The sequence below is a fragment of the Nostoc sp. 'Peltigera membranacea cyanobiont' 232 genome (genome assembly GCF_002245985.1).
Taxonomy (GTDB): Bacteria; Cyanobacteriota; Cyanobacteriia; order Cyanobacteriales; family Nostocaceae; genus Nostoc.
In genome coordinates, this window is record NZ_NOLK01000001.1 from 185,059 (window position 1) to 208,057 (window position 22,999).

General features: G+C 42.1%; 20 protein-coding genes. 13 read left to right on the forward strand and 7 right to left on the reverse strand.

Annotation, left to right across the window (positions count from 1 at the left end; genetic code table 11):
• Window positions 1–99: 99 nt before the first annotated feature.
• The 6 genes from CDG79_RS00845 to CDG79_RS00870 all read left to right on the forward strand — a co-directional run bounded on the left by CDG79_RS00845 (window position 100) and on the right by CDG79_RS00870 (window position 6,660).
• Window positions 100–1,965 carry a fatty acyl-AMP ligase gene (locus CDG79_RS00845; RefSeq protein ID WP_094339715.1) on the forward strand — a complete coding sequence of 622 codons (1,866 nt, stop codon included), beginning with the start codon at window positions 100–102 and terminating at the stop codon, window positions 1,963–1,965.
• Window positions 1,952–3,559, forward strand: coding sequence for an acyl-CoA dehydrogenase family protein (locus tag CDG79_RS00850; protein ID WP_094339716.1), 1,608 nt, complete (start codon window positions 1,952–1,954; stop codon window positions 3,557–3,559). The genes CDG79_RS00845 and CDG79_RS00850 overlap by 14 nt, the downstream gene beginning before the upstream one ends.
• A gap of 32 nt (window positions 3,560–3,591) precedes the next feature.
• A complete protein-coding gene (locus CDG79_RS00855; RefSeq protein ID WP_094339717.1) occupies window positions 3,592–4,551 on the forward strand; it encodes an acyl-CoA desaturase in 960 nt (319 codons plus the stop codon).
• A 26-nt stretch (window positions 4,552–4,577) separates the two neighbouring features.
• Window positions 4,578–4,838 carry an acyl carrier protein gene (locus CDG79_RS00860; protein ID WP_094339718.1) on the forward strand — a complete coding sequence of 87 codons (261 nt, stop codon included), beginning with the start codon at window positions 4,578–4,580 and terminating at the stop codon, window positions 4,836–4,838.
• Window positions 4,839–5,014: 176 nt separating this feature from the next.
• Window positions 5,015–5,620 carry an L-threonylcarbamoyladenylate synthase gene (locus tag CDG79_RS00865; RefSeq protein ID WP_094339719.1) on the forward strand — a complete coding sequence of 202 codons (606 nt, stop codon included), beginning with the start codon at window positions 5,015–5,017 and terminating at the stop codon, window positions 5,618–5,620.
• Between the two features lie 98 nt (window positions 5,621–5,718).
• Window positions 5,719–6,660 carry a sensor histidine kinase gene (locus CDG79_RS00870; protein ID WP_094339720.1) on the forward strand — a complete coding sequence of 314 codons (942 nt, stop codon included), beginning with the start codon at window positions 5,719–5,721 and terminating at the stop codon, window positions 6,658–6,660.
• Here the strand turns inward: CDG79_RS00870 and CDG79_RS00875 are convergent.
• The 7 genes from CDG79_RS00875 to CDG79_RS00905 form a co-directional block, all read right to left on the reverse strand.
• A complete protein-coding gene (locus tag CDG79_RS00875) occupies window positions 6,623–7,093 on the reverse strand; it encodes a GNAT family N-acetyltransferase (RefSeq protein WP_094339721.1) in 471 nt (156 codons plus the stop codon). The genes CDG79_RS00870 and CDG79_RS00875 overlap by 38 nt on opposite strands.
• Before the next feature lie 97 nt (window positions 7,094–7,190).
• Entirely contained in the window at window positions 7,191–7,604 is a 414-nt protein-coding gene (locus CDG79_RS00880) for a hypothetical protein (RefSeq protein WP_094339743.1), read from the reverse strand.
• Between the two features lie 72 nt (window positions 7,605–7,676).
• Window positions 7,677–8,654: a protein translocase subunit SecF gene (gene secF / locus CDG79_RS00885; RefSeq protein ID WP_094339722.1), complete on the reverse strand. Its 978-nt coding sequence runs from the start codon at window positions 8,652–8,654 to the stop codon at window positions 7,677–7,679.
• The gene (gene secD, locus CDG79_RS00890) at window positions 8,651–10,069 is read right to left on the reverse strand and encodes a protein translocase subunit SecD (protein ID WP_094339723.1); all 1,419 of its coding nucleotides are present in this window, start codon (window positions 10,067–10,069) and stop codon (window positions 8,651–8,653) included. The genes secF and secD overlap by 4 nt, the downstream gene beginning before the upstream one ends.
• 129 nt (window positions 10,070–10,198) lie before the next feature.
• Complete coding sequence (locus tag CDG79_RS00895; protein ID WP_012410204.1) at window positions 10,199–11,182, reverse strand: alpha-ketoacid dehydrogenase subunit beta; 984 nt, start codon at window positions 11,180–11,182, stop codon at window positions 10,199–10,201.
• Window positions 11,183–11,717: 535 nt separating this feature from the next.
• Window positions 11,718–12,698, reverse strand: coding sequence for a porphobilinogen synthase (gene hemB / locus CDG79_RS00900; RefSeq protein WP_094339724.1), 981 nt, complete (start codon window positions 12,696–12,698; stop codon window positions 11,718–11,720).
• 326 nt (window positions 12,699–13,024) lie between these two features.
• A complete protein-coding gene (locus CDG79_RS00905; RefSeq protein WP_094339725.1) occupies window positions 13,025–13,384 on the reverse strand; it encodes a DUF4870 domain-containing protein in 360 nt (119 codons plus the stop codon).
• A 124-nt stretch (window positions 13,385–13,508) separates the two neighbouring features.
• Here CDG79_RS00905 and prfC point away from each other — a divergent pair, with 124 nt between their 5' ends.
• From prfC to CDG79_RS00945, 7 genes are all read left to right on the forward strand, one after another.
• Window positions 13,509–15,137, forward strand: coding sequence for a peptide chain release factor 3 (gene prfC, locus CDG79_RS00910; RefSeq protein WP_094339726.1), 1,629 nt, complete (start codon window positions 13,509–13,511; stop codon window positions 15,135–15,137).
• Window positions 15,138–15,350: 213 nt separating this feature from the next.
• Entirely contained in the window at window positions 15,351–17,630 is a 2,280-nt protein-coding gene (locus CDG79_RS00915; protein ID WP_094339727.1) for a M48 family metalloprotease, read from the forward strand.
• Window positions 17,631–18,291: 661 nt separating this feature from the next.
• Window positions 18,292–18,801, forward strand: coding sequence for an RNA recognition motif domain-containing protein (locus tag CDG79_RS00925; protein WP_094328195.1), 510 nt, complete (start codon window positions 18,292–18,294; stop codon window positions 18,799–18,801).
• A gap of 401 nt (window positions 18,802–19,202) precedes the next feature.
• Window positions 19,203–19,643, forward strand: coding sequence for a SufE family protein (locus CDG79_RS00930; RefSeq protein WP_094339729.1), 441 nt, complete (start codon window positions 19,203–19,205; stop codon window positions 19,641–19,643).
• A 73-nt stretch (window positions 19,644–19,716) separates the two neighbouring features.
• Window positions 19,717–20,628 carry an alpha/beta fold hydrolase gene (locus tag CDG79_RS00935; RefSeq protein WP_094339744.1) on the forward strand — a complete coding sequence of 304 codons (912 nt, stop codon included), beginning with the start codon at window positions 19,717–19,719 and terminating at the stop codon, window positions 20,626–20,628.
• 261 nt (window positions 20,629–20,889) lie between these two features.
• Complete coding sequence (locus CDG79_RS00940; RefSeq protein WP_094339730.1) at window positions 20,890–21,720, forward strand: hypothetical protein; 831 nt, start codon at window positions 20,890–20,892, stop codon at window positions 21,718–21,720.
• Between the two features lie 304 nt (window positions 21,721–22,024).
• Window positions 22,025–22,996, forward strand: a complete 972-nt coding sequence (locus tag CDG79_RS00945) for a CobW family GTP-binding protein (protein WP_094339731.1) — start codon at window positions 22,025–22,027, stop codon at window positions 22,994–22,996.
• Window positions 22,997–22,999 lie beyond the last annotated feature (3 nt).

The following is a 22,999-nucleotide window of genomic DNA, read 5'->3' on the forward strand; positions in this document are numbered from 1 at the left end:
TCTACAGGGAATTTATCCATCAATTATTTATTGACAGACTCGTAGCTGACAAACCCATACATACACATGACGTTACTGTGTAAACTGTGAAATTGGCTTATGACTATTTGTTTGGCTGATCTCCAAAACCCTCTAGACAACTTTTCAACCTTAGTAGAACTACTGAGCTACAGAGCTAAAAATCAGCCGGATAAAACGGCTTATATCTTTCTCCGAGATGGAGAAACTGAGGAAAATAGCCTAACTTATGGAGAATTAGACCTCCAAGCCCGATCGCTCGCAACCCATCTTCAGTCTCTACTATCCCCTGGCGATCGCGCTTTACTCTTATATCCACCCGGTTTAGAATTCATTACCGCCTTCTTTGGCTGTTTATATGCAGGTGCGATCGCAGTTCCCGCTTATCCACCCAGAGCCAATATGAACTTGCTCAGGTTACAGGCGATCGTTAAAAATGCCCAAGCCAAGGTAGTTTTGACCACAAAATCCTTGTTGGATAACCTGGAAAATCACTTAGTCGAAAATCCAGAATTGGCAACAATGCGCTGGTTAAATAGCGATCGCATTGACACCAATCTCAGTTCAAATTGGCAAAAACCGAAACTAGATAGAGACACTGTAGCTTTTCTCCAATACACTTCCGGCTCTACAGGAACTCCGAAGGGAGTTGCGATCGCTCATGGAAATTTGTTGTGCAACCAGAGATCCATCAGAATGGGTTTCGGACATACAGATAAAACAATTTTTGTCGGTTGGTTGCCCTTATTCCACGATATGGGACTGATTGGGAATGTGTTGCAGCCCCTATATCTGGGTATACCGTCTATTTTGATGTCACCAGTCGCTTTTCTCCAGAAGCCATTTTCCTGGCTGCAAGCTATTTCTCGTTACAAAGCCACTACTAGCGGCGGGCCAGATTTTGCTTACGATCTGTGCGTTCGCAAGATTACGCCCCAACAGCTTTCTAGTCTTGATTTAAGTAGTTGGGAAGTCGCTTTCAACGGAGCCGAACCAGTCCGAGCCGAAACACTGGAACGATTTGCTAGCTATTTCGCACCTTGCGGTTTTCGTCGGGAAGCGTTTTACCCCTGCTACGGGATGGCTGAAGCAACCTTATTCATTTCTGGAGGTTTGAAAACAGCTTCCCCCATTCTCTACCAAGTTGAAGGAGCAGCCCTGGAGGAAAATCGGGTGGTGGCTACTGAATCTGGGGAAGGAACTAAAACAATTGTGGGCTGTGGTCGTACCTGGTTAGATGAAAAAATCGCCATTGTCGATCCCGAATCTTTAACTCAGTGTCCTTCTGGCAAGGTGGGAGAAATTTGGGTATCAGGTTCTTCTATAGCTAGTAGCTATTGGAACCAACCAGAAAAAACTGCGGAAACTTTTCAAGGTTATCTAGCAGATACAGGAGAAGGCCCGTTTCTTCGCACGGGGGACTTGGGATTTTTGCAAGACGGCGAACTGTTTGTTACAGGAAGAATCAAGGATGTGATTATTATCCGAGGACAAAATCATTATCCCCAGGATATTGAGTTAACAGTTCAAAAGAGTCATTCAGGACTGCGATCGCATTGTGGAGCAGCATTCACTATAGAGCGGAAGGGACAACAGCGATTAGTTGTTGTTCAAGAGGTAGAACGAACCTATTTAAAGCGGTTGGATATTCAAGAAGTCATCGGCAATATCACTGAAGCAGTTGTAGATAATCACGGTTTACAAGTGTATGCCACAGTTTTGATTAAACCTGGGAGTATTCCCAAGACATCTAGCGGGAAGATTCAGCGTCATGCCTGTAAGCGTGGGTTTCTAGATGGCACTTTGAATGTGGTGGCGCACTGTAGTGGAAATACTCAACATCAAGCCCAGTTTCAAAAGTTGGAAGTTGATGTCAACTCACTCTTAGCAAAAGTGCAGCAAGGTAATCCTGATTCTCAAAGAGTGAATATTAATGCAGTTCAATAGTCAAAGTCAGTTCTTAGAAAGTTCAAGTCGTCAACGTGCAGAAAAAGTTATCCATTGGTTACGTGATTATGCCCAAAGACGAATCAATTCTAGACTGATGGACGAGCGGCGCTGTATAACTCCCCATGTCGTTCTAGACTTTGGTAAAAAAGGCTTGTTAGGAATGATTGTCCCCCAATCATCTGGGGGTCTTGGCTTAAATTACACTGATATGTTGCAAGTAATGGAACAACTAGCAGCGATCGATCTCAACTTAGCTTCATTTGTTGGTGTAAATAATTTTCTTGGAATCTATCCAATTCTTAAATATGGTACAGATGAAATCAAAGAAACCTATCTCAAAAATTTAGCCCAAGGGAGAGATTTAGCAGCCTTTGCCATTACAGAATCATCTGCGGGATCTAATCCCAGAGGAATCAAAGCCGAAGCTGATCCAGATGGAAGTGGTGGGTGGTTAATTAGCGGTACTAAAATTTGGAGCGGTTCTGCATCTTGGTCAAGTGCAATCAATATTTTTGCTCATGTTGTAGATGAACAAGGCGAATCTTTGGGAATCACAGCATTTACTATCCCAGAAAATGCTCAAGGATTGAAGCAAGGTACTGAAGCCTTGACTATGGGAATGCGAGGTATGGTTCAGAATACTATTTACCTTGAGCAAGTAAAAGTTGATCGTGAAAATGTTTTAGGCGAAATTGGTTCTGGTTTTGAGGTGGCTCAGGACGCGATGCAACTGGCACGATTGGGAATTTCTGCAACGTGTATTGGGGGAATGAAACGCTGTGCCCAACTCATGCTTCGTTATGCTACCCGTCGCTCAATTGGTATAGAACGGCTAATAACTCAACAGATTACTTTACAACGTCTGAGTGATTTAACAGCAGCAATTGGCGCAGTTGAGTGCTTGGTAAAAACCATTTCTACATCCTTAGATGAAGGAAAACCTGTTCCTCCAGAAGCTTATCTTGTCGCTAAGATTATCGCACCCGAATTAATGTGGCAAGCAGCAGATAATCTTGTTCAACTGCTAGGTGGACGGGGTTATATCGAATCGAATATTGCGCCCCAAATCTTACGGGATGCTCGTTTGTTTCGGATTTTTGAGGGGCCGACTGAAACTTTACAAATGCACTTGGGCTTAATAGCTTTATACCATACCCCTCAACTCTGTTCATCTCTTAATGAGTTTCTGGGAGCTACAAAAATCAGCGAGCAATTGCAACACACGGCTGAATCTTGTACTTCTGAACTCACAAATAAAAACCTATCTCGGAGCAGTAATAAGAAATTCAGTAAAATATTATCCCAAAAGTTAGGTGACGTAGCTGCATGGGCATTTGTACTTGGTTGCATCCAAAAGTCATATCAAAGTGAACCAACAGATGAACTAAAACGTGTCGAAAACTGGGGTCAAGAATATTTTCAGGCAAAGATAGCTAATGCTCTGGCAGAAAATCTCTCTGAGCAGACTTTGCTAGATACTAATCAGGTAGAAAATCTGATTAATCAGTATGCAGAAGAAATTGGTGATGTCGAGCAAAATTTAGCTGGAGAAGAAGATGAACTTGATGAATATCTCTGTAAAAAAGCCTAATTTTCAAGAATTGAATGAGGATGTAAAAGCTAATGCAGTTAAATAATCAAAGTCCTTTGTTATTAGCTTCAACTAAAGAAGCAAAAATAACAATCAAGAATGATTACTTGCAAACCGTACAGAAGCGGTTTGCCGCAGCCACAATCGCAATTCCTTTGATCGGTACACTGATTGCCCTCAAATTCGCTTGGGATTTTGGAATTAGTCTCATAGAATTAGAACTATTTTTAGTCTTCTGGTTCCTAACTATGGTTGGAGGGGTTACTGTAGGAAATCATCGGCTTTTATCTCACTGTTCCTTTAAAACTCACCCATCTGTTCGAGTTACTTTGGCTATTTTGGGTTCGATGGCGGCTCAAGGCCCTGTGATTAATTGGGTTAGCAATCATAGACGACATCATCAATACAGTGACCAAATAGGAGACACTCATTCACCCAACCTTTACCAAGGAGAACCTTGGGGAAAGTTAAGGGGAATGTGGCACAGCCATATTGGTTGGATGCTGACCGGTGAACTCACAAACTCTACAGTATTTGCTAAGGATTTGTTGCAAGACTCGGTGATGACAAAAATCAACCAACAATACCTAACTTTTGTTGTTTTAGGTCTTTTGATTCCATCTATTCTTGGAGGACTATTATCAGGTACTTGGATAGGTATATGGCAAGGATTTTTGTGGGGAGGGCTAGTCAGAATTTTTGTAGTACATCATTTAACTTGGAGTCTTAATTCCATTGTTCATCTGTATGGTAGTCGCTCTTTCAATACTAATGAAAAGAGTACTAATAATGTTTGGCTAGCAATTCCTACAGGAGGAGAAGCTTGGCATAACAATCATCATGCTTTTCCTAACTCGGCAAAGTTTGGCTTGCAATGGTGGCAAGTTGATTTAGGAGACTATTTGATTCGCACTCTGGAAGTATTGGGTTTAGCTTGGGATGTGAAAGTTCCTACCCCAGGAATGATTGAAGCGAAGAAAACTGCTTGCTGATTTTTAGTTTAACCTTTGGAGGATCTATGCTTACTCAACAAACTGAAGCTTTGAAAGTATCTACCACAGAAATCAAAGAATGGTTGATTGCTTATCTAGCAGATTTGCTAGAAATTGAACCAGAGCAAATAAATGTAGAAACTACTTTTGCCCGTTATGGTTTAGATTCATCGGTAGCGGTAGTTTTAACAGGAGATTTAGGAAATTTGCTCGGCAAAGAGCTAGATTTAAGGGTAATTTGGGATTATCCCACGATCGCATCTCTTGCACAACATTTAAGCGAGTAATTGCATACTGTGCTACTGATTGATAAATATTAGACATCTTGCACAAATATATTTACGCAAAAATGGGGAAAGGACTTAAAACCTTTCCCCTTTCACACTTTTATTTTTTCCCTAACTTATGCAAGAAGTTGAGTCAAAATATATATTGAATTGTTCTCACCAACTCACTTAGTAAGATGACGCAAGTTTCCCTCAAAGACCTAATCGTTGGCGCACGCTCTGGCTTGTTGGTGAGCTTTCCTACGGATACTGTTCCTGCACTTGCAGCGATACCAGAAAAAGCAGCATTAATTTTTGCGGCGAAACAACGCAGTCAAGACAAACCTTTGATTTTGATGGCTGCTAGTGCTGAAGATTTATGGCTGTATGTCAAAGGTAATGAGAATGAGTATAAAATTTGGCAAGAAGTAGCTAATAAATATTGGCCAGGAGGGTTGACATTAGTATTGCCAGCGAGTCAACGCTTACCAAAAGTTATGAACCCCATCGATCCAACAACAATTGGCATTCGAGTCCCAAATAGTGCGATCGCTCGAACTATTTTGGCACAAACTGGCCCCCTTGCCACTACTAGCGCCAATTTTTCCGGTCAGCCGCCTTTGCAAACGATGGCAGAAATTGAGGTTCAGTTTCCCCAAGTTTTGACTCTAGGAACGACAGAATGCCAAGAAGAGCTAGGGATGGGTATACCTTCCACTGTTGCTAAATGGACAGGGATAAATTGGCAGATTTTGCGGCAAGGTGCGATAAAGTTAGATATTTCGACTAATAACCAAATATAGGTAGCTATAATGTTGTTTTCCTGATTTTCACAACAGAGAAATCTGGAACTTTAGTTTGCGCTGTTGTGGTCAATTAACAAGTTAATAATTGCCAAATTATGAATTGGAGTAACTGGATATATCTAGGAGCAGGACTAGCACTAGGTATAAATTTTCGTAGGTTATTTGCGCGATGGCTACGCCCGTCGCAGGCATCGCCAAAGGTTTCATCTAACTCATCTCCTGTAGCCCCATTAGAGCAAGAGGATATGCTACCAATATCGCAACAGCTACAGCAAACGCAGTTGGCATATCAAATGGCAAGGGAAATGAGCCAGTTTAAGGCTGGTTTTTTGGCGCGGACTACCCATGAATTGCGATCGCCTCTCAATGGTTTGATTGGCTTGCATCAGTTAATTTTGTCAGATTTGTGTGAAGATCCAGCTGAAGAACGAGAATTTATTGCTCAAGCTCACGAGCGAACCTTGAAGTTGCTCAAGTTGATGGATGAAATTCTTACTGTTGCTAGAACAGAACACGGGACTAATAAATTAGATATTCAGCCCAGACAGTTATCGCAAATTTTGGAAGAGGTTCATAACTTAACTTATATGCTGGCGGCCAATCGCAATTTTCCCTTGCAATTGTTACCCGGCGATCCAGAAATTTATGTTTTGGCAGATTATCTCTGGCTCCGCCAAATATTGATCGGTTTAATAGACACTGCCATTACTCAAATGGAGGAAGGCAGCATCTGTATTTCCAGTAGCACCATATCTACAAATAATTTTGTAAATATTTGGCTGGATGTACCAACTCATGCTATTCCCTGGAGCGAGCCGATTGATTTGATCGAATCTAATGAGCAGCATATCCAGATTGACCCAAAGAACGCTGCTCTTTCCCCAGGAATGAGGCTATTAATCAATCAAACTTTAGTGGAAGTTATGGGAGGAAAGTTAGAAATCCTGCCTTCGAGCATTGTGAAGGAACCACATCAGGAGATTACCAGACTACAAATTTCTATCCCCCTAATAATTCCTGAAACTGAACTTCTGTAGTAGTAAGAAAAGCGCGGTTAGTTAGGTTGTGTAGTACCATTGTAGTGGTAGAGTTGGTTTGAAAACCAATCTTTTCATAGAAACCCTGCTGGTGAGTAGTCATCAGGTAAATGCGCTCAACCCGCCTCATCTGGGGATGACTCAAAATGGTTTCTACTAACTTACTTCCCAACCCACCATGTTGATACTCTGGATGAATTACAACATCCCAAATTGTGGCGCGATATATGCCATCAGATGTTGCTCTAGCAAAGCCAATGAGTCTAGCGCTATCTGACACAGAAATCACGGGTTCACTGTTGGTAATGGCTATACCTAAATCTTCAATACTGCGTCCCTTTGCCCAGAAAGCAGAAACGTTTAACAGTTCTTGGAGTTGGTAAAGGTCAATTTCAGACTTGCAATCGCTAAATTGAATCCGAGACTCATTCATGTATGGCATCCACTTTTGGCAGTATCTTTGTATATTTAAGTCATATTTTGCTAAAAATTGCTGTCCGTGTATATGTATATGCAACGAGAAAGAAAAACTAATGACAAACCCACTTCCACAGAGGATGAGTTGGCCCCTGTTGACGTATCCGATAGACTTGTTTTTCTAAACGTTGTTTTTCCGCCTGTGGTAGTCCAAATAAGATATTCCGACTTTGCCAAACCAAAACAGAGGCAGTCATCCCAATACAAAAGGCTAAACCAAAGGTAGAGAGTGGATGGTAGAAAAGTCCATATCGCACTGCTACCCAGGTAAAATATTGTTGCCACAGAGCCAATTCTGTACGTAGACCCCACAAGCTAACAGGTGCAATGGTAAGCCATAAACAAGCGACAAACAGCCATCTACCATATATTGTCAGTTTGTGTAACCTCTGTACTTGTTGAATAAAGGATGCGTCAGAGTTCTCAAATTCTGGGTCAGTGATTGATGGTTCTTCAGGTTGATCCATAGAAGAATAAAATTCCAAAGCATGAGTGAGCAATTTAAAATGCTTTAACCCAATTGTGAAATGCACACAAATTTAACTATCTTGAGAGCTGGCAGATGTATCAATTGGCTCTGCACTCTCCATCACCTGTGATTGACTCTTGCGCTCTCGCCACCAAGCCAAGAGAGTACTGGCAAGGAAAATACTTGAATATGCACCCATTGTGAATCCAATAATTAAGGCAAGGGCGAAGTTTCTCAGGGTTTCGCCGCCAAATAGGAATAGGGAAAACAATGTTAGCAAAACGGTTAACGTGGTATTGATCGATCGGGTTAAAGTTTGATTGATTGCATCATCAACAACTTTGTCAATGGGATCGTTAGGATGTAAAGTCAGTATTTCCCGAATGCGATCGTAGATGACCACGGTATCTGTCACCGAGAAACCAGTAATAGTCAAAATAGCAACGACGAAAAGGCTATCAACTTCAATACCTGCGACTAATCCCAAGATGGAGAAAACACCAAGCGTAATCAAAACATCATGGAACAAGGCAAGAATTGCGATTACGGCATAGTCCACCTGAAACCGCACACTCAAATAAATAACAATCCCAGCAAAGGAGACAACCAGAGCTAATAACCCTTGGGTAAATAGCTGACGACCAAGTGTTGGGCCAACGGTGTCAATTTGAGTGGCTTTTGGGTCAAAGGCTCCAATTTTTTCACTCAAAGCTGTTTGCAACTGGGTGCGTTGCTCAACATTTAATGTCTTGGTGCGAACGGATATTCCCTGTTGGTTTTTACCAACAACTTGGATGCTACTATTATTTAACTTTTCAGCGTCAACTACTTCTCTGACATCAGAGATATTAATCGGTTGAGTGCATTTGTCTGGTTGTGTACAATCGCGTTCAAATTGTAGTCGCGTACCACCAATAAAATCTAAACTGGGACGTAGCGGTGCGCCTAGTTGTTGCCAAGAAATCAGCATTGCCACGATGCTAACAATCATCAAGATGGCAGAAATTGTCCACCAAAAGTTCCGACGTTTGATGACACTAAATTTCATGAAACCACCTCCGCACCAGACTTAATTGACGTTGATAGATTGGGACAAAACAATTCTGGCTTACGCAAATTGGGAAATTGCAATGTTAGGAACAGTAGGGTGCGACTACAAGTAATAGCAGTAAACAAATTTACTCCTAACCCTAGCGCTAATGTCAAAGCAAAGCCTTTAACTAAACCTGCTCCTAACCAAAACAGTGCTGCACAAGAAATTAATGATGTGACATGACTATCTAAAATGCTAGACCAAGCTCGGTAAAATCCTGACTCTACAGAACGATATAAAGTTTTACCAGCACGTAGTTCTTCACGGGTGCGCTCAAAAATCAATACGTTAGCATCAACTGCCATACCGATACTGAGAATAAACCCAGCAATACCGGGGAGAGTTAATGTAATGCCTAGCAAAGCGAAGGTAGCATAGGTCAATAGCGCATAAATAATCAAAGAAAAGTCGGCAATTAATCCTGGTAGTCGGTAGTAAACTAACATGAAAATCAATACTAACAGCAATCCGCCCATACCAGCGTAAATACTGCGTTGAATACTATCTTTACCTAAAGTTGCTCCGACGGTACGGTTTTCAACTATTTCTACTGGTACGGGTAATGCCCCACCGCGTAGTTGCACGCCTAAGTCATTGGCTTGTTGTGCGGTAAACCGTCCTGTAATTACGGCAGAGCCACCACTAATACCTGCGGCGGCAAATTCTATACCTACGGTGGGAGCGCTGATCAGTTCATTGTCCAGAAAAACACCAATGCTACGCCCAGTACCGGCAAGATTTTTCGTCAAATTGGCAAAGAGTTCACCACCCTTTTGGTCGAAGCGAATGCCAACATGCCAGTTGTTACCTTGAGTGGGTTCACCGTATGCATCCTTGAGGTATTTGCCAACTAGCGGTGGATTGGTGCTTTCAAACAATTCTGCGATCGCTTGATTATTTTTTTGTAAATCTTCTTGGTTCTTAGCAATTGCTGCTTTGTCAGTACTCTTTCTCAACTCTTCTTGCTTGACTTTCAATTCGGCCTTAGATGCTTGGAAAGCAAACAATTGGGTTTCTGTATTTGGCTTTTGGGTACGAAATTCTAACTGCGCCGTCCCCCCTAGTACCCGTTCGGCTTGTTGTGGATCGTTTACCCCTGGCAATTGTACCAATATTTTATCTGAACTGACTGTTTGGATTACTGGCTCGGAAACACCCAAACCATTAATCCGACCTTCGACAACTTTCTTTACACCTTCCAATTCACGGTCGGTGATTTTGGGAATTTCCGGTGATGGTTTCACCTGAATTGTGAGCTGTGAACCTCCCCGCAAGTCCAGTCCCAGAGGTATCGGAATTGTCGCAATCACCGTAAACGCGGCGATTATCAGGACTAAAATCAAAATTAATAGCGATCGCTGTCTTTGCATACCATAACTCGCAACTGACAAAGGCTATAATAGCGCTCTTTTATGGAGTTATGAGTAAGTATTGGGTACTAGGGATCGGGGATTGGGAATGAGTTATTCTCCTAGTCCCCAGTCCCCAGTCCCCAATCCCTACACTCGCAACGCCACCATTTTTTCTACAGCTTCCACGATTTGCTCTGGCTGGATGATTGTTAGTCGTTCCAGATTGCCGTTATAGGGTGTGGGAATATCTTGGGAAGAAAGCCGCAGTACTGGCGCATCTAATTCATCGAATAAGCGATCGTTTATTGAGGCGATGACTTCTGCTCCGATACCCGCAGTTCGCATGGATTCTTCCACAACAATGACTTTATGTGTTTTACGCACTGATGCACCAATTGTATCAAAATCCAATGGCTTAAGGGATATTAAATCAATAACTTCTGGATCGTATCCTTGTTTCTCAAGTGTTTTTACCGCTTGCAGCACATGATGCCGCATCCGAGAATAAGTGATAATTGTGACATCTTTCCCTTGGCGCACAACTTCGGCTTTATCTAGGGGTAGTAAATATTCTTCTTCTGGTAAATCTTCTTTCAAGTTGTAAAGCAAAACGTGTTCAAAGAACAACACGGGGTTATCATCGCGGATTGCAGATTTTAGTAGTCCTTTAGCGTTTCTTGGTGTGGAACATGCAACAATTTTCAATCCTGGAACTGCTTGGAAGTAGGTTTCTAATCGTTGCGAATGTTCTGCACCTAGCTGCCTTCCTACACCCCCAGGGCCGCGAATTACCATTGGAATTTTAAAGTTACCGCCAGAAGTATAGCGCAGCATCCCAGCGTTGTTGGATATTTGGTTGAAAGCGAGCAGTAAAAAGCCCATATTCATGCCTTCGATGATGGGACGTAACCCAGTCATCGCTGCTCCTACTGCCATGCCGGTAAAGCTATTTTCAGCGATGGGGGTGTCTAGAATGCGAAGTTCGCCATATTTTTGGTACAGGTCTTTGGTAACTTTGTAGGAACCGCCGTAGTGTCCTACGTCTTCACCGAGAACAAATACGCTGGAGTCTCGCGCCATTTCTTCATCAATGGCTTCCCGTAAGGCGTTGAAGAATAGTGTTTCTGCCATTTAGACCTTTTAGTACGATTATGGTTTTAGAATTTTATCGTGCTGCTGTCGCAAATACGGTGAGCGATCGCACTAGTTAGAGATTGGTTTTTTTAAATGAACCGCCCAACGATAGAGCGAGTAATTGCCATAACTATATCAAAGCCATTTTATTTAGATTTTAGAGGTTTTACGAGCGATCGCTTCACCTTCTAGTAAATGGGCTGATTTTTTTATGTAATAAAACGTATATTTAATGTATAAAATACACCAAAAACTTCACGATTGAAATATACCGACTTAACTGAAATCACCCCAGTAGCAAAAATATACCTACTGTAGAATATAGCGGTTCTCGTTTGCATAAAGTACATTTTTAAACCTCACCCCGTATTTGTGTGAGCAAATACGGGGTGAGGTTCAGACTGTATTGCACCGAAGTGAGAACCGCTATAATTAAAAGCGTTATTTATCTGAAGTTTTTGGGCTACTAAAAAGGAGTGCGATCGCGCTTCTTTTCTACTTCATAATCCTAATTCTTACTCAATCGCCCACCCTACTTTAACCATCGTGCCGCATCTTTGGCATGATAAGTCAAAATCAAGTCTGCGCCAGCGCGTTTAAATCCAGTTAAAGTTTCCATGACTACTCGTTCCTCATCAATCCAACCGTTGAGAGCCGCAGCTTTTACCATCGAATACTCACCAGAAACATTGTAAGCCGCAACGGGTAAGTTACTCGCTTCCTTCACGCGCCAGATAATGTCCATGTATGCCAAAGCTGGCTTAACCATGAGCATATCAGCACCTTCAGCGATATCCAATTCAATTTCTTTAAGGGCTTCGCGGGCGTTACCTGGATCCATTTGATAAGTTCTTCTGTCCCCAAATTGCGGTGTCGAGTCTGCTGCATCCCGAAACGGGCCATAATAACCCGAAGCATACTTAGCAGCATAAGACAAAATCGGCGTATCTTGAAATCCTGCTTCATCCAAACCCACACGAATCGCCTGCACAAACCCATCCATCATCCCCGAAGGCGCGATGATATCAGCACCAGCTTTCGCTTGAGAAACTGCTGTTTTTTTCAACAATTCCAAAGTTGGGTCATTTAAAACTCGTCCTGTTAAATCACCAACTTGCAGATAACCACAATGACCGTGGCTAGTGTACTCACATAAACAAGTATCAGCGATTACAATCAAATCTGGCACTGCTGCTTTTACCGCCGTTGCTGCTTTTTGGACAATACCGCAATCATGCCAAGCGCCAGTGGCATCTACATCTTTATCAGCCGGAATACCAAATAAAATAATAGAAGGAATTCCTAAGTCATAAACTTCTTTTGCCTCTTCAACTATTTTATCTACCGAAAGTTGGTAGACTCCGGGCATCGATTTCACCTCATTAGCAATTCCTTCACCCGGTACAGCAAATAATGGGTAGATAAAATCGCTTGTTGTCAAAACAGTTTCACGAACCATCCGGCGCAGTTGGGGATGAGTACGCAGACGACGGGGGCGATGTGTAGGAAACATAAAATTTTATGAAGAAAAACAACGCAAATGGACACAAAATAAAGCGTCACAAAAGCAGGTTAAAATTTTCCTGCCGTCAGACAGACTACAAACAGTGCTTAACTGTCCTTTGCCCTACTCTTAATCAAGTTGTGGGGCAATTTTGTATTCTACAGCTTGGTTGCACCTATCCGACGGACTGGAAAAAAAACAACATAAGCAATTCAAAATTCAAAATCGTAAGACCCTATGTTGGCAAAATCCTGGCGATTGGTTGTGTGCAAACTCAAGGCACAACAGCTTAATAAAAATAACTGACAATTCCCAATGCCCAATGATAATTTCTTCTAAAAAACTCGAAAAATGTAGGGATAACGAAAAGGTATATCAGGATTGTTGAAAACTCCGATGAGCGCCCAAATTGTTAATCCCCAGTGTAATAGATATCCCAGACCGGCTATTGGGCCTAGCAATAATAGAGGTAAGACTAACCAACCAAATAGAAAAAACAGCGCTCCTAGAATTGCGCCATAAAACCAGACATTAAAGTGGAAATTGATGGATTCTTTGGCGTTTTCTTTAACAACAGGATCGTCAGATACAAGCAGTATGGCAATAGGTATACCTACAGATACCACTGTTGTGCTGAAAAAAATGGCTCCATGAGACAAGGCAGATAGAAGCTTTCGCTTGTCTGTGTCGTACATTGCTTTCTCCTATTTAATCAGATTGTTGGTTATACTACGACCCTATCACGAGCATCGTTGTCTTAAGATTAAAAGACTTGCCACAGTCAAAAAAAATTAAGCTAGCTGACAAACAAATACAGTTATGTCTACTGAACTTCAGTCTGAACTTATTCAAGCAGTTGAACTTCGCCGCAACTTTGCGATTATATCTCACCCCGATGCAGGTAAAACTACACTAACAGAAAAGCTACTGCTGTACGGAGGTGCAATTCACGAAGCTGGGGCCGTCAAAGCGCGACGGGCACAGCGTAAGGCTACCTCTGACTGGATGGCAATGGAACAACAACGGGGCATTTCCATTACCTCCACAGTGTTGCAATTTGAATACAAGAACTGTCAAATAAATTTATTAGACACTCCCGGACACCAAGATTTCAGTGAAGATACTTATCGCACTCTCGCCGCCGCCGATAATGCAGTGATGTTAATTGATGCGGCAAAAGGTTTGGAACCCCAAACCCGCAAATTATTTGAAGTGTGTAAGTTGCGGGGTATTCCGATTTTTACATTTATCAACAAGCTCGATCGCCCAGGAAGGGAACCTCTGGAACTGTTGGATGAAATTGAGCAAGAATTGGGATTGCAAACCTATGCAGTAAACTGGCCCATTGGCATGGGCGATCGCTTTAAAGGTGTTTTTGATCGATACAAACAACAAATTCACCTGTTTGAACGCAGTGCCCACGGCAGCCGAGAAGCCCGTGATACGATAGTGGAATTAGGCGATCCAAGAATAGAAGAACAGCTACAACAAGACCTCTACTACCAACTGAAAAATGATTTAGAACTCTTAGAAGGAGTTGGCCCGGAGTTAGATTTGCAATTGGTACACGAAGGGAAAATGACACCTGTGTTCTTTGGTAGTGCCATGACTAACTTTGGGGTAGAGTTATTCCTCAAGTACTTCCTCGACTATGCCCTCAAACCCGGTTCTCATCACAGTAGTGTGGGCGAAGTCGCTCCTACCTACCCGGAATTTTCAGGGTTTGTCTTTAAACTGCAAGCGAACATGGATCCGAAACACCGCGATCGCGTTGCATTTATCCGGGTCTGTACTGGTAAGTTTGAAAAAGATATGATGGTGAATCACGCCCGCATTGGTAAACTTATCCGTCTGTCTCGCCCGCAAAAACTCTTTGCTCAAGAGCGGGAATCGATTGATGTGGCTTATCCTGGCGATGTGATTGGTTTGAACAATCCCGGTGTTTTTGCGATCGGGGATACAATTTACACGGGACAAAAGCTCGAATATGAAGGGATTCCGTATTTTTCGCCGGAACTGTTTGCATCTCTGAGGAATCCCAACCCCTCGAAGTCAAAACAATTCCAAAAAGGCGTTGCGGAATTGCGAGAAGAAGGTGCTGTGCAAATTATGTATTCAACTGATGAAGCCAAGCGCGATCCAATTTTGGCGGCGGTGGGTCAGTTGCAATTTGAGGTAGTGCAGTTTCGCTTACAAAATGAGTATGGTGTAGAAACCATATTAGATGTATTACCCTACAGTGTCGCCCGTTGGGTTGAGGGTGGTTGGGAAGCATTAGAAAAGGTGGGACGGATATTCAATACCACTACAGTTAAAGACAGTATGGGACGACCAGTGTTGCTATTCCGTAATGAATGGAATTGTCAACAGTTGCTGGGCGACCATCCAGAGTTAAAATTAAGCGCGATCGCTCCAGTATTTTCTAGTCAACAACCAGTGGAAGAATGAAGAAGAATACAGAATACAGAATCCAGAATTCAGTTGAGTCTTCATCTGAATTCTGACGGAGGCGGAGCGTCTCCGGCTCTACTCCTGAATTCTTTCTCGATCAATTCACTTAGACAAGCAAAACTTGGGCGCGGTTGATTTCCACGGCATCCGAGGTTCGCGCTTTTGCACAAACGTGGATCACTTAGAAGAGATTGGAGTGCCAGAATTTGTATGCCTTCACATGCCAAATCATCTTTGGAGGCTGGTTTAGTTGCCCTCAAACAGGGAAATTATCAAACAGCGATCGCCCAACTAGAACCTATTGCTAGCAGCCAAAATAATGGTACTGCTAGCTTACAAGCCCAAGTTGGTTTAGTGATGGCTTATGCTCGCACTGGCGAAGTTCCCAAAGCGATCGCTATTTCCCAGAATCTCATTGAGAGTAACAATCCACAAGTTCAAGAGTGGGCAACACGCGCTCTCGAACACCTAACAAAACGTAAAAAACCCGATCGAGAATCAAAAAATGTCGAAACTGGATTTGTTGCTTTTGAGAATTCAACCCCAAATTCAACCCCACATTCAACCCCAAATTCAATCCCGATAACTCCTACATTAGAGGAAAAGCCAGAAGATCGAGTAATAGAAACCAAAAGCGACGACACCCCGGCGATGGTGCCACTAACTAGACTCAAAGCTACAGTAGCGACACCCTTACCACAACCTGCTACACCTCTAAGCGGCTTCATGGGTTCTGTTACCCGCACCCAAGCCAAATTATTCGGCGTTATTTATTGGCGGCAAGCACAACGTGCCAGAGCATGGCAACCACTACGCAAACCGAAATTAATTCCCTTGCGACTACTGTCAGCAGGAACATTTATCGCCCTGTTTTGGGTGATGCGAGAAATCCTTAAGTTCGTAATGGGATTAATCAACCAAACTTTAGTCAAACTACCTTATCTGGAGCCGTTGCAGCTTTTATACCGCGACCCTACTAAATTGTTGCTGATAGTATTAGCGATCTTGATGGCAGTATCACCTTGGTTGCTGGATCTGCTACTGGCAAAGTTGTATGGTCAGCGAGAATTTCCTAAAGATGTATTGAATGCCCATAGCCGTGAAGCCGTCCGGGTACTTCAACGTTGCAGCCAACAGCGCCACTGGCCGTTACCCAAATTACGAATTTTACCAATGGCTGCACCAATCATCCTGACCTACGGTATTTTACCACGTAATGCCAGGATTGTTGTGAGTCAAGGGTTATTAGAGCAACTAGCAGATGATGAAATCGCCACTATCTACGCCACGCAGCTAGGGCATATTGCTCACTGGGATTTTGCTGTGATGTCTTTGTTGCTGCTGGTAACAGTACCTATCCATAAGCTATATCAGCAAGTGTCACAGTTGGGAGACAAGATATCAGGCAAAATTTGGCGCTGGCCGGTGACGATTCTAGCTAGTATAATTTATGGAGTTTGGTGTTTGCTGACTGGGACTGGATTGTGGTTGTCGCGGTTGCGGCTTTATTATAGCGATCGCGTTGCAGCTGAAATTACTGGTAATCCCAATGCTCTGATTCGGGCTTTACTCAAAATTGCTATTGGCATTGCAGCTGATATCCAAAAAGAGGAAGAGACAAGTTGGCAACTAGAAAGTTTAAATCTCCTGATACCAGTCAGCCACCAACAGAGTCTTGCTTTGGGCACTATTGCTAGCAATTTATCTTTTGAATCATTTTTGAAGTGGGATACTGCCAATCCCTATCGACGATGGTTTACGATTAATAATAGTCATCCTTTGATTGGCGATCGCATCGAACGCCTCTGCCAAATCGCCCGTCACTGGCATCTAGACACTGAACTACATTTTGCTAGCGAACCATCAAAGGTGAAGCGTCAGTCTTTCTTATTACAAATTGCTCCCTGGTTAGGAATTCCTTTAGGGGTTCTGTTTGCAGCTTTAGTCTGGCTAACGTGGCAACTAGCATTCACACTCAAGTTTTTAAATCTAAAGTGGATATATGAAGATTGGTCTTTCATTACAGGCTGCCTTCTAATTGGCTTTAGCATCGGTACAGTAATGCGGATTAATTCTTTTTTCCCCGATATTAAACCCACGACTGTGCAAACTGACGACTACCTGCCCAACCTCTTAGCTGACCCTTCTGCCTTACCTATTGATAGCGTCAGCGTGCGTCTGGTGGGCAAACTATTAGGTCGTCAAGGCACTAGCAACTCCCTAGCGCAAGATTTAATCTTTCAATCCAGCGCGGGTTTGGTGAAATTGCACCACATTTCTTGGCTAGGACAGTCAATTAATCACCAGGATCTCATTGGTCGCCAAATTATCGTCACAGGTTGGTTCCGCCGAGGAGCAACACCTTGGATCGATATCCAAACTCTGGAAACCCAAAGTGGTAAAACCATTTATAGCCCTCATCCCATCTGGTCTACTTTTTTGGCAGTTGCAGCACAGGCTTGGGGCGCATACGTTTTTCTCACTGGTTAGTCATTGGTTATTGGTCATTAGTCATTAGTCATTAGTCATTTGCAAAAGACAAAGGACAACTGACAAATGACAAACCAAAATGTAAACAAAAGTTGCAGGTTTTCTTTCAAAGTGTTACATTTATTTACACAAACAATAGCAGCCAACATAACTCAGCACTACAGCTTAGTTAAAAACTCGGATGCTTTCCACCCCTCCATACCTTTTTATCCTCCCAACACAGCAGGAAATCAACCAGCCACCGGCTGGTTTTTGTTTCAAAATATGCTCCCTTGAATCAAAAAATGTGTTTTATGTTACGATGCAGTAATACTAACGTCGGAAATGTATGCGCTAAACTAGCTACGTAGAAAATACCGTGGTAATGTAAGGAATGGTATTTGATTCTGCGAAAAAGGCATGGAAGAAAGCGTGTACTTTAGCAGGCAATAGGCTATTAAATTTACAATTCTTAGAATTAAGGTGTTATTAGCTCACCATAGTGTGGGCCTTTGGATTAAACAAGCTTGATCCCGACGAAAAACTGTATTGTATAAGTTGACAGTTTCGAGCAAAAAAATTGGTTGATGGCAGTCTTGGTCAATAGCATCTATTTAAAAGCCAAAGCCAAGTAATTGTTTTCTCGCCTTGCCATGTTCATTTAACTCTGGAGGTATAGTTCATGTCCGTTCGCCTATACATAGGTAATTTGCCTAAAGAAGAAATCGATCGTCAAGATTTGCAAGCAGTTTTTGCAGCAGAAGGTGAAGCTGTAACTACTAAATTAATTAAAGACCGCAAAACTGGCAAATGCCGTGGTTTTGGTTTTCTTACCGTCAACAATGACGAACAAGCTGACGAAATCATTGAAAAGTATAATGGTCAGATGTTTAAAGACACTGCCATTAAGCTAGAAAAGGCATTACCTCGCACAAAGGGTGAAGAGGGCGACGAGCAAGCTCCAAAACCAGTTAGTCTTAATGCTAGTAGTACACCTACTCCTACTCCTAATAGAGAAGGTAGCCGTCGCGAGAAAAGCTCTAAGAAGCCTCGTAGGGGCGGCGGTGGCGGTGGTTCTCGCGAAAACAGCACAACAACAACAACCGATTCAGACGCTATTCGTCCAGATCCTCGTTGGGCTTCGGAATTAGAAAAGCTGAAGCAGATGCTAGCTGCACAAACTACGAATTAATCCTTAAGGCAGAGAAATTAAAAATTAAAAGTCAGAATTTTTTTGATTTTTAATTTTTAATTGTTGACGATCGCCTAGCTGCTTAGTTAAAAGCTACTTGCAGCTATTTTTGTAAGTGTATACTGATACAACATAAATTGTATAGAGTTAGTGTTAAAGCCTGCTTATAAAAAAATTAAGTTTTTGTAATTAGACGGATTAAAAACCTAACTGAATATGAATGCGATGCCTACGACGGGCTGCGCCTACGCAGGAATTATCTGGATTTGACGAGTTATATTCAGTAATGGCTAGCTTGATAATGCCAAGAGAACCAGAGGCGCGTAGGCGCAGCCCACCGTAGGCATCGCTCTAAAGATAATTTACACTCAAGGTAAGACCGATCGTTTGCAGCTTCTGTTATGTCCTCAACTCTAGATTCTTTGCCACCTGCGCTTGCTAAAATTGTCCAGCGCTTTCAACGCGCTTCCGAACCGAAGCGGCGCTACGAACAGCTAATCTGGTATGCTCAGAAGCTCAATGAGTTCCCAGAAACTGATAAGTTACCTGACAATAAAGTTCCTGGTTGCGTGTCTCAAGTTTATATCACAGCAACCTTGGATGACGGTAAAATTGTGTTTCAGGGCGAGTCTGATTCCCAGTTAACTAAAGGTTTAGTAGGGCTGCTAGTTGAAGGATTGCAGGGACTAACGCCAACTGAGATTGTCCAACTTACCCCAGATTTTATTCAAGAAACAGGTTTAAATGTTAGTCTGACACCTTCCCGCGCTAATGGATTTTACAACATTTTTAAAACCATGCAAAAAAAAGCGTTGGAATGTAAGTTAGATTTACCTAGCTAAACTTGGTTATTAGTCATTGGTCATTTGCAAAGGACAAATGACTAATAACGTAAAATTACCAAAATTTAGTCTCATGCCAACAAATTTATTATCTACCTCTACTACTACTGGTTTTGGTGGAATAGTTCAAGAATATGTCTGGAATTGGGAAAATCAGCAATTGCCCGTTGTTTATGAAACTCTCGGTAAAGGTTCACCACTATTGCTACTACCATCTTTCAGCAGTGTCTCGACACGTTCGGAAGTAGGCGAACTTGCCAAATTACTAGCTCCCAATTTTCAAGTTGTAGCCATAGACTGGCCTGGTTTTGGTGAATCTTCTCGCCCTAGCTTGAATTACCGACCGGAAATATATCAGCACTTTCTGGAAGATTTTGTCAAAGCTGTTTTTAATACTCCCATTACTGTGGTGGCGGCTGGCCATGCTGCTAGTTACGTTTTGCAATTAGCTGTGAAGCAGGCTGCTTTCTCAAAGATTGTATTATTAGCTCCTACTTGGCGTGGCCCTTTGCCGACAATGGGGGCAAGTCAGCAAATAGCTGGCATTGTGAGAGAATTGGTGCGATCGCCTATACTTGGTCAAGCTCTCTACAAACTCAATACTGCCCCATCTTTATTAAGTTTTATGTATCGCCGTCATGTATTTACTGACGCGGCTAAAATTACACCCAGTTTCATTGAGAAGAAATGGCACACGACTAAACAACCAGGAGCGCGATTTGCTTCTGCTGCCTTTGTAACTGGTAATCTTGATGCTGTACGCGAACAATCTGATTTTCTGGGACTTGTGCAGTTTTTAACCGCACCGCTCATGGTAGTAATTGGAGAATCCAGCCCCCCTAAATCACGAGAAGAAATGAACGCTTTGGTAGCCTTACCAGGAGTCAGAAGCATTGTTGTTCCTGGTTCTTTGGGATTGCATGAAGAATACCCAGGAGTTGTTTTAGAAGTAATTCAAGATTTTTTGTTCTCTCCAGAAAATTAAATCTTCACCTATCCATCAAAGTATAATTTTATTGGTTGCGCTCATTATTATCACATAGCGCTTCTCGTTTGTATGCAATATACTCTGACTTCTTTTCCTTTAAGGAGAGAGGCTTTGAATTTTACAGGGTGATGTAGTAAATGGTGTGAAATTAGCGATCGCTACATTGCACTGCTACACCTGCCCCTATTTTCGTTTGAGTACGGATCTCGGTTTAATCTATTTTAGGTTAAAAAGTGAGCGGAAATAAAAGTTTTAGAAATGAGTAACAATCAGAAATTTAAATATTTATCTCTAGCGTATTGTGCGTATCTTGCGCTGACAATATATTGGGACTTTCACTATACTGGCCCAGTTAAATTTTTGGGAGAAATGCAGATGAGTCTGTTTGGTAAACAGTGGCAATCTGTAAGTTTAATGATCCTTAATCTTCCAGTTATATCGTTAGGGACTTATTTACGCAATCGAGTTCAAAGTCAAAATCCAGATAAAGAATTTTCTGCTAAGTGGAATGTAATTGATGATTTGACAAATAACCGACTTCTAAAAAATGCGCTCATGCCGATAATTATTTTAATTATTGGGCTTATTATGCTAAATATTACATTAGCGCAATCATTCAGCAAAGATATCGGTACGATCAACATTGCTCAACTAAATTCCGGCAAAATTGCTGAACACAGTTTTTATGCCAATATTTCAGGCTATCCAGATCCCAATGCGTTAGTAACACAAAAGGGCAATAGAATGCCCAGAGTCTATATTGCATTGAGAGAGAACTCTCAGTCGAACACCCCGGTTCATTTGATTATTTCATTAGACAAGGATGATATTGAAGAGTATGTTCACAAAGATCCAAAAAGTGAAACAGTAACGGTGAGTGGATTTGTGACTGAGGGTGGAGAAGGAGAAGTGAGAACGTGGTTAGAGAAGCAAGGAGTTGCCATTGCTGATAGTTACTGGACTATTGTCCCTAGAGTTAATTTGAGTAACCGCAGTAATGGGACATATTCTTCAGTATTTATACCTATTGCCTTTATTAGTTTTGCCGCTTTTATCTTTTATAGAAATTCCAAAGAACAAACAGCATAGCTGAATGTGGTATCACCGCGCCCAAACCGGAAAATTGTACGCTCAGGCTGAAACTAAGATGAGGTAAGCTTTTCAAGAAAGAAGTGCTTCTTACCATTATATTTGGTAAAAGAACTATGGTTATGCTGCTAGTTTTGATCTAGTTTCAACGAAAAATCGTCGTTTCAGGCACTTGAAATTTTCTTAGCGTGCAAAAACCATTTTTTGTGGTTAGCGGGGATCTCGTTTTCTGCCGCTTTCAATAAAAAGATTTATGATATGTGATAATGATTATCCATAAGGTGAGATAAGGGGAATTTAGAGTATGGTGGCTGACGTAATCAACAATTCAGTTCCCGTTACTGTTCTTACAGGCTACTTGGGAGCAGGTAAAACGACTCTACTCAATCACATCCTCACCTACGAACACGGCAAAAAAGTTGCTGTGATTGTCAATGAATTTGGGGAAGTGGGTATTGATAATCAATTGATTATCGATGCAGATGAAGAAATATTTGAAATGAACAATGGCTGTATCTGTTGTACAGTACGCGGCGATTTAATTCGGATCATTGGTAATTTGATGAAGCGGCGCGATAAATTTGACCATTTAGTAATTGAAACAACTGGATTAGCCGATCCTGCACCAGTGATTCAGACATTTTTTGTAGATGAAGATTTACAAAGCCAATTATCTCTAGATGCAGTGGTGACAGTGGTAGATGCCAAGCATATTTGGCAGCATTGGGATGCAGACGAAGCCCAAGAACAGATTGCTTTTGCCGATGTAATTTTACTTAATAAAACAGATTTAGTCGCGCCAGAAGAGTTAGATGAATTAGAAAAGCGGATTCGGGCGATGAATGCGATCGCAAAAATCTACCGGACTCAAAATTCTGAACTAGGAATGGATGCTTTATTAGGTGTAAAAGCCTTTGATTTAGATCGCGCATTAGAGATCGATCCAGATTTTTTAGGCGAAGATGCCCACGTACACGATGAAAGCGTCTTTTCTGTGGCTTTAGTAGAAGCAGGCGAAGTAGATGGAGAAAAATTAAACACTTGGCTTTCGGAGTTACTGCGTACCCAAGGCCCAGATATTTTTCGGATGAAAGGTATTTTAAATATTGCTGGAGAAGAAAATCGATTTGTATTCCAAGGCGTACACATGATATTTGATGGCAAACCCGATCGCCCCTGGAAACCCAGCGAAACTCCCAAAAACGAACTAGTTTTTATTGGTCGCAACCTTGATGCAGCCCAACTCAAGCAAGATTTTCTCGCTTGTTTAGCGTAAAAG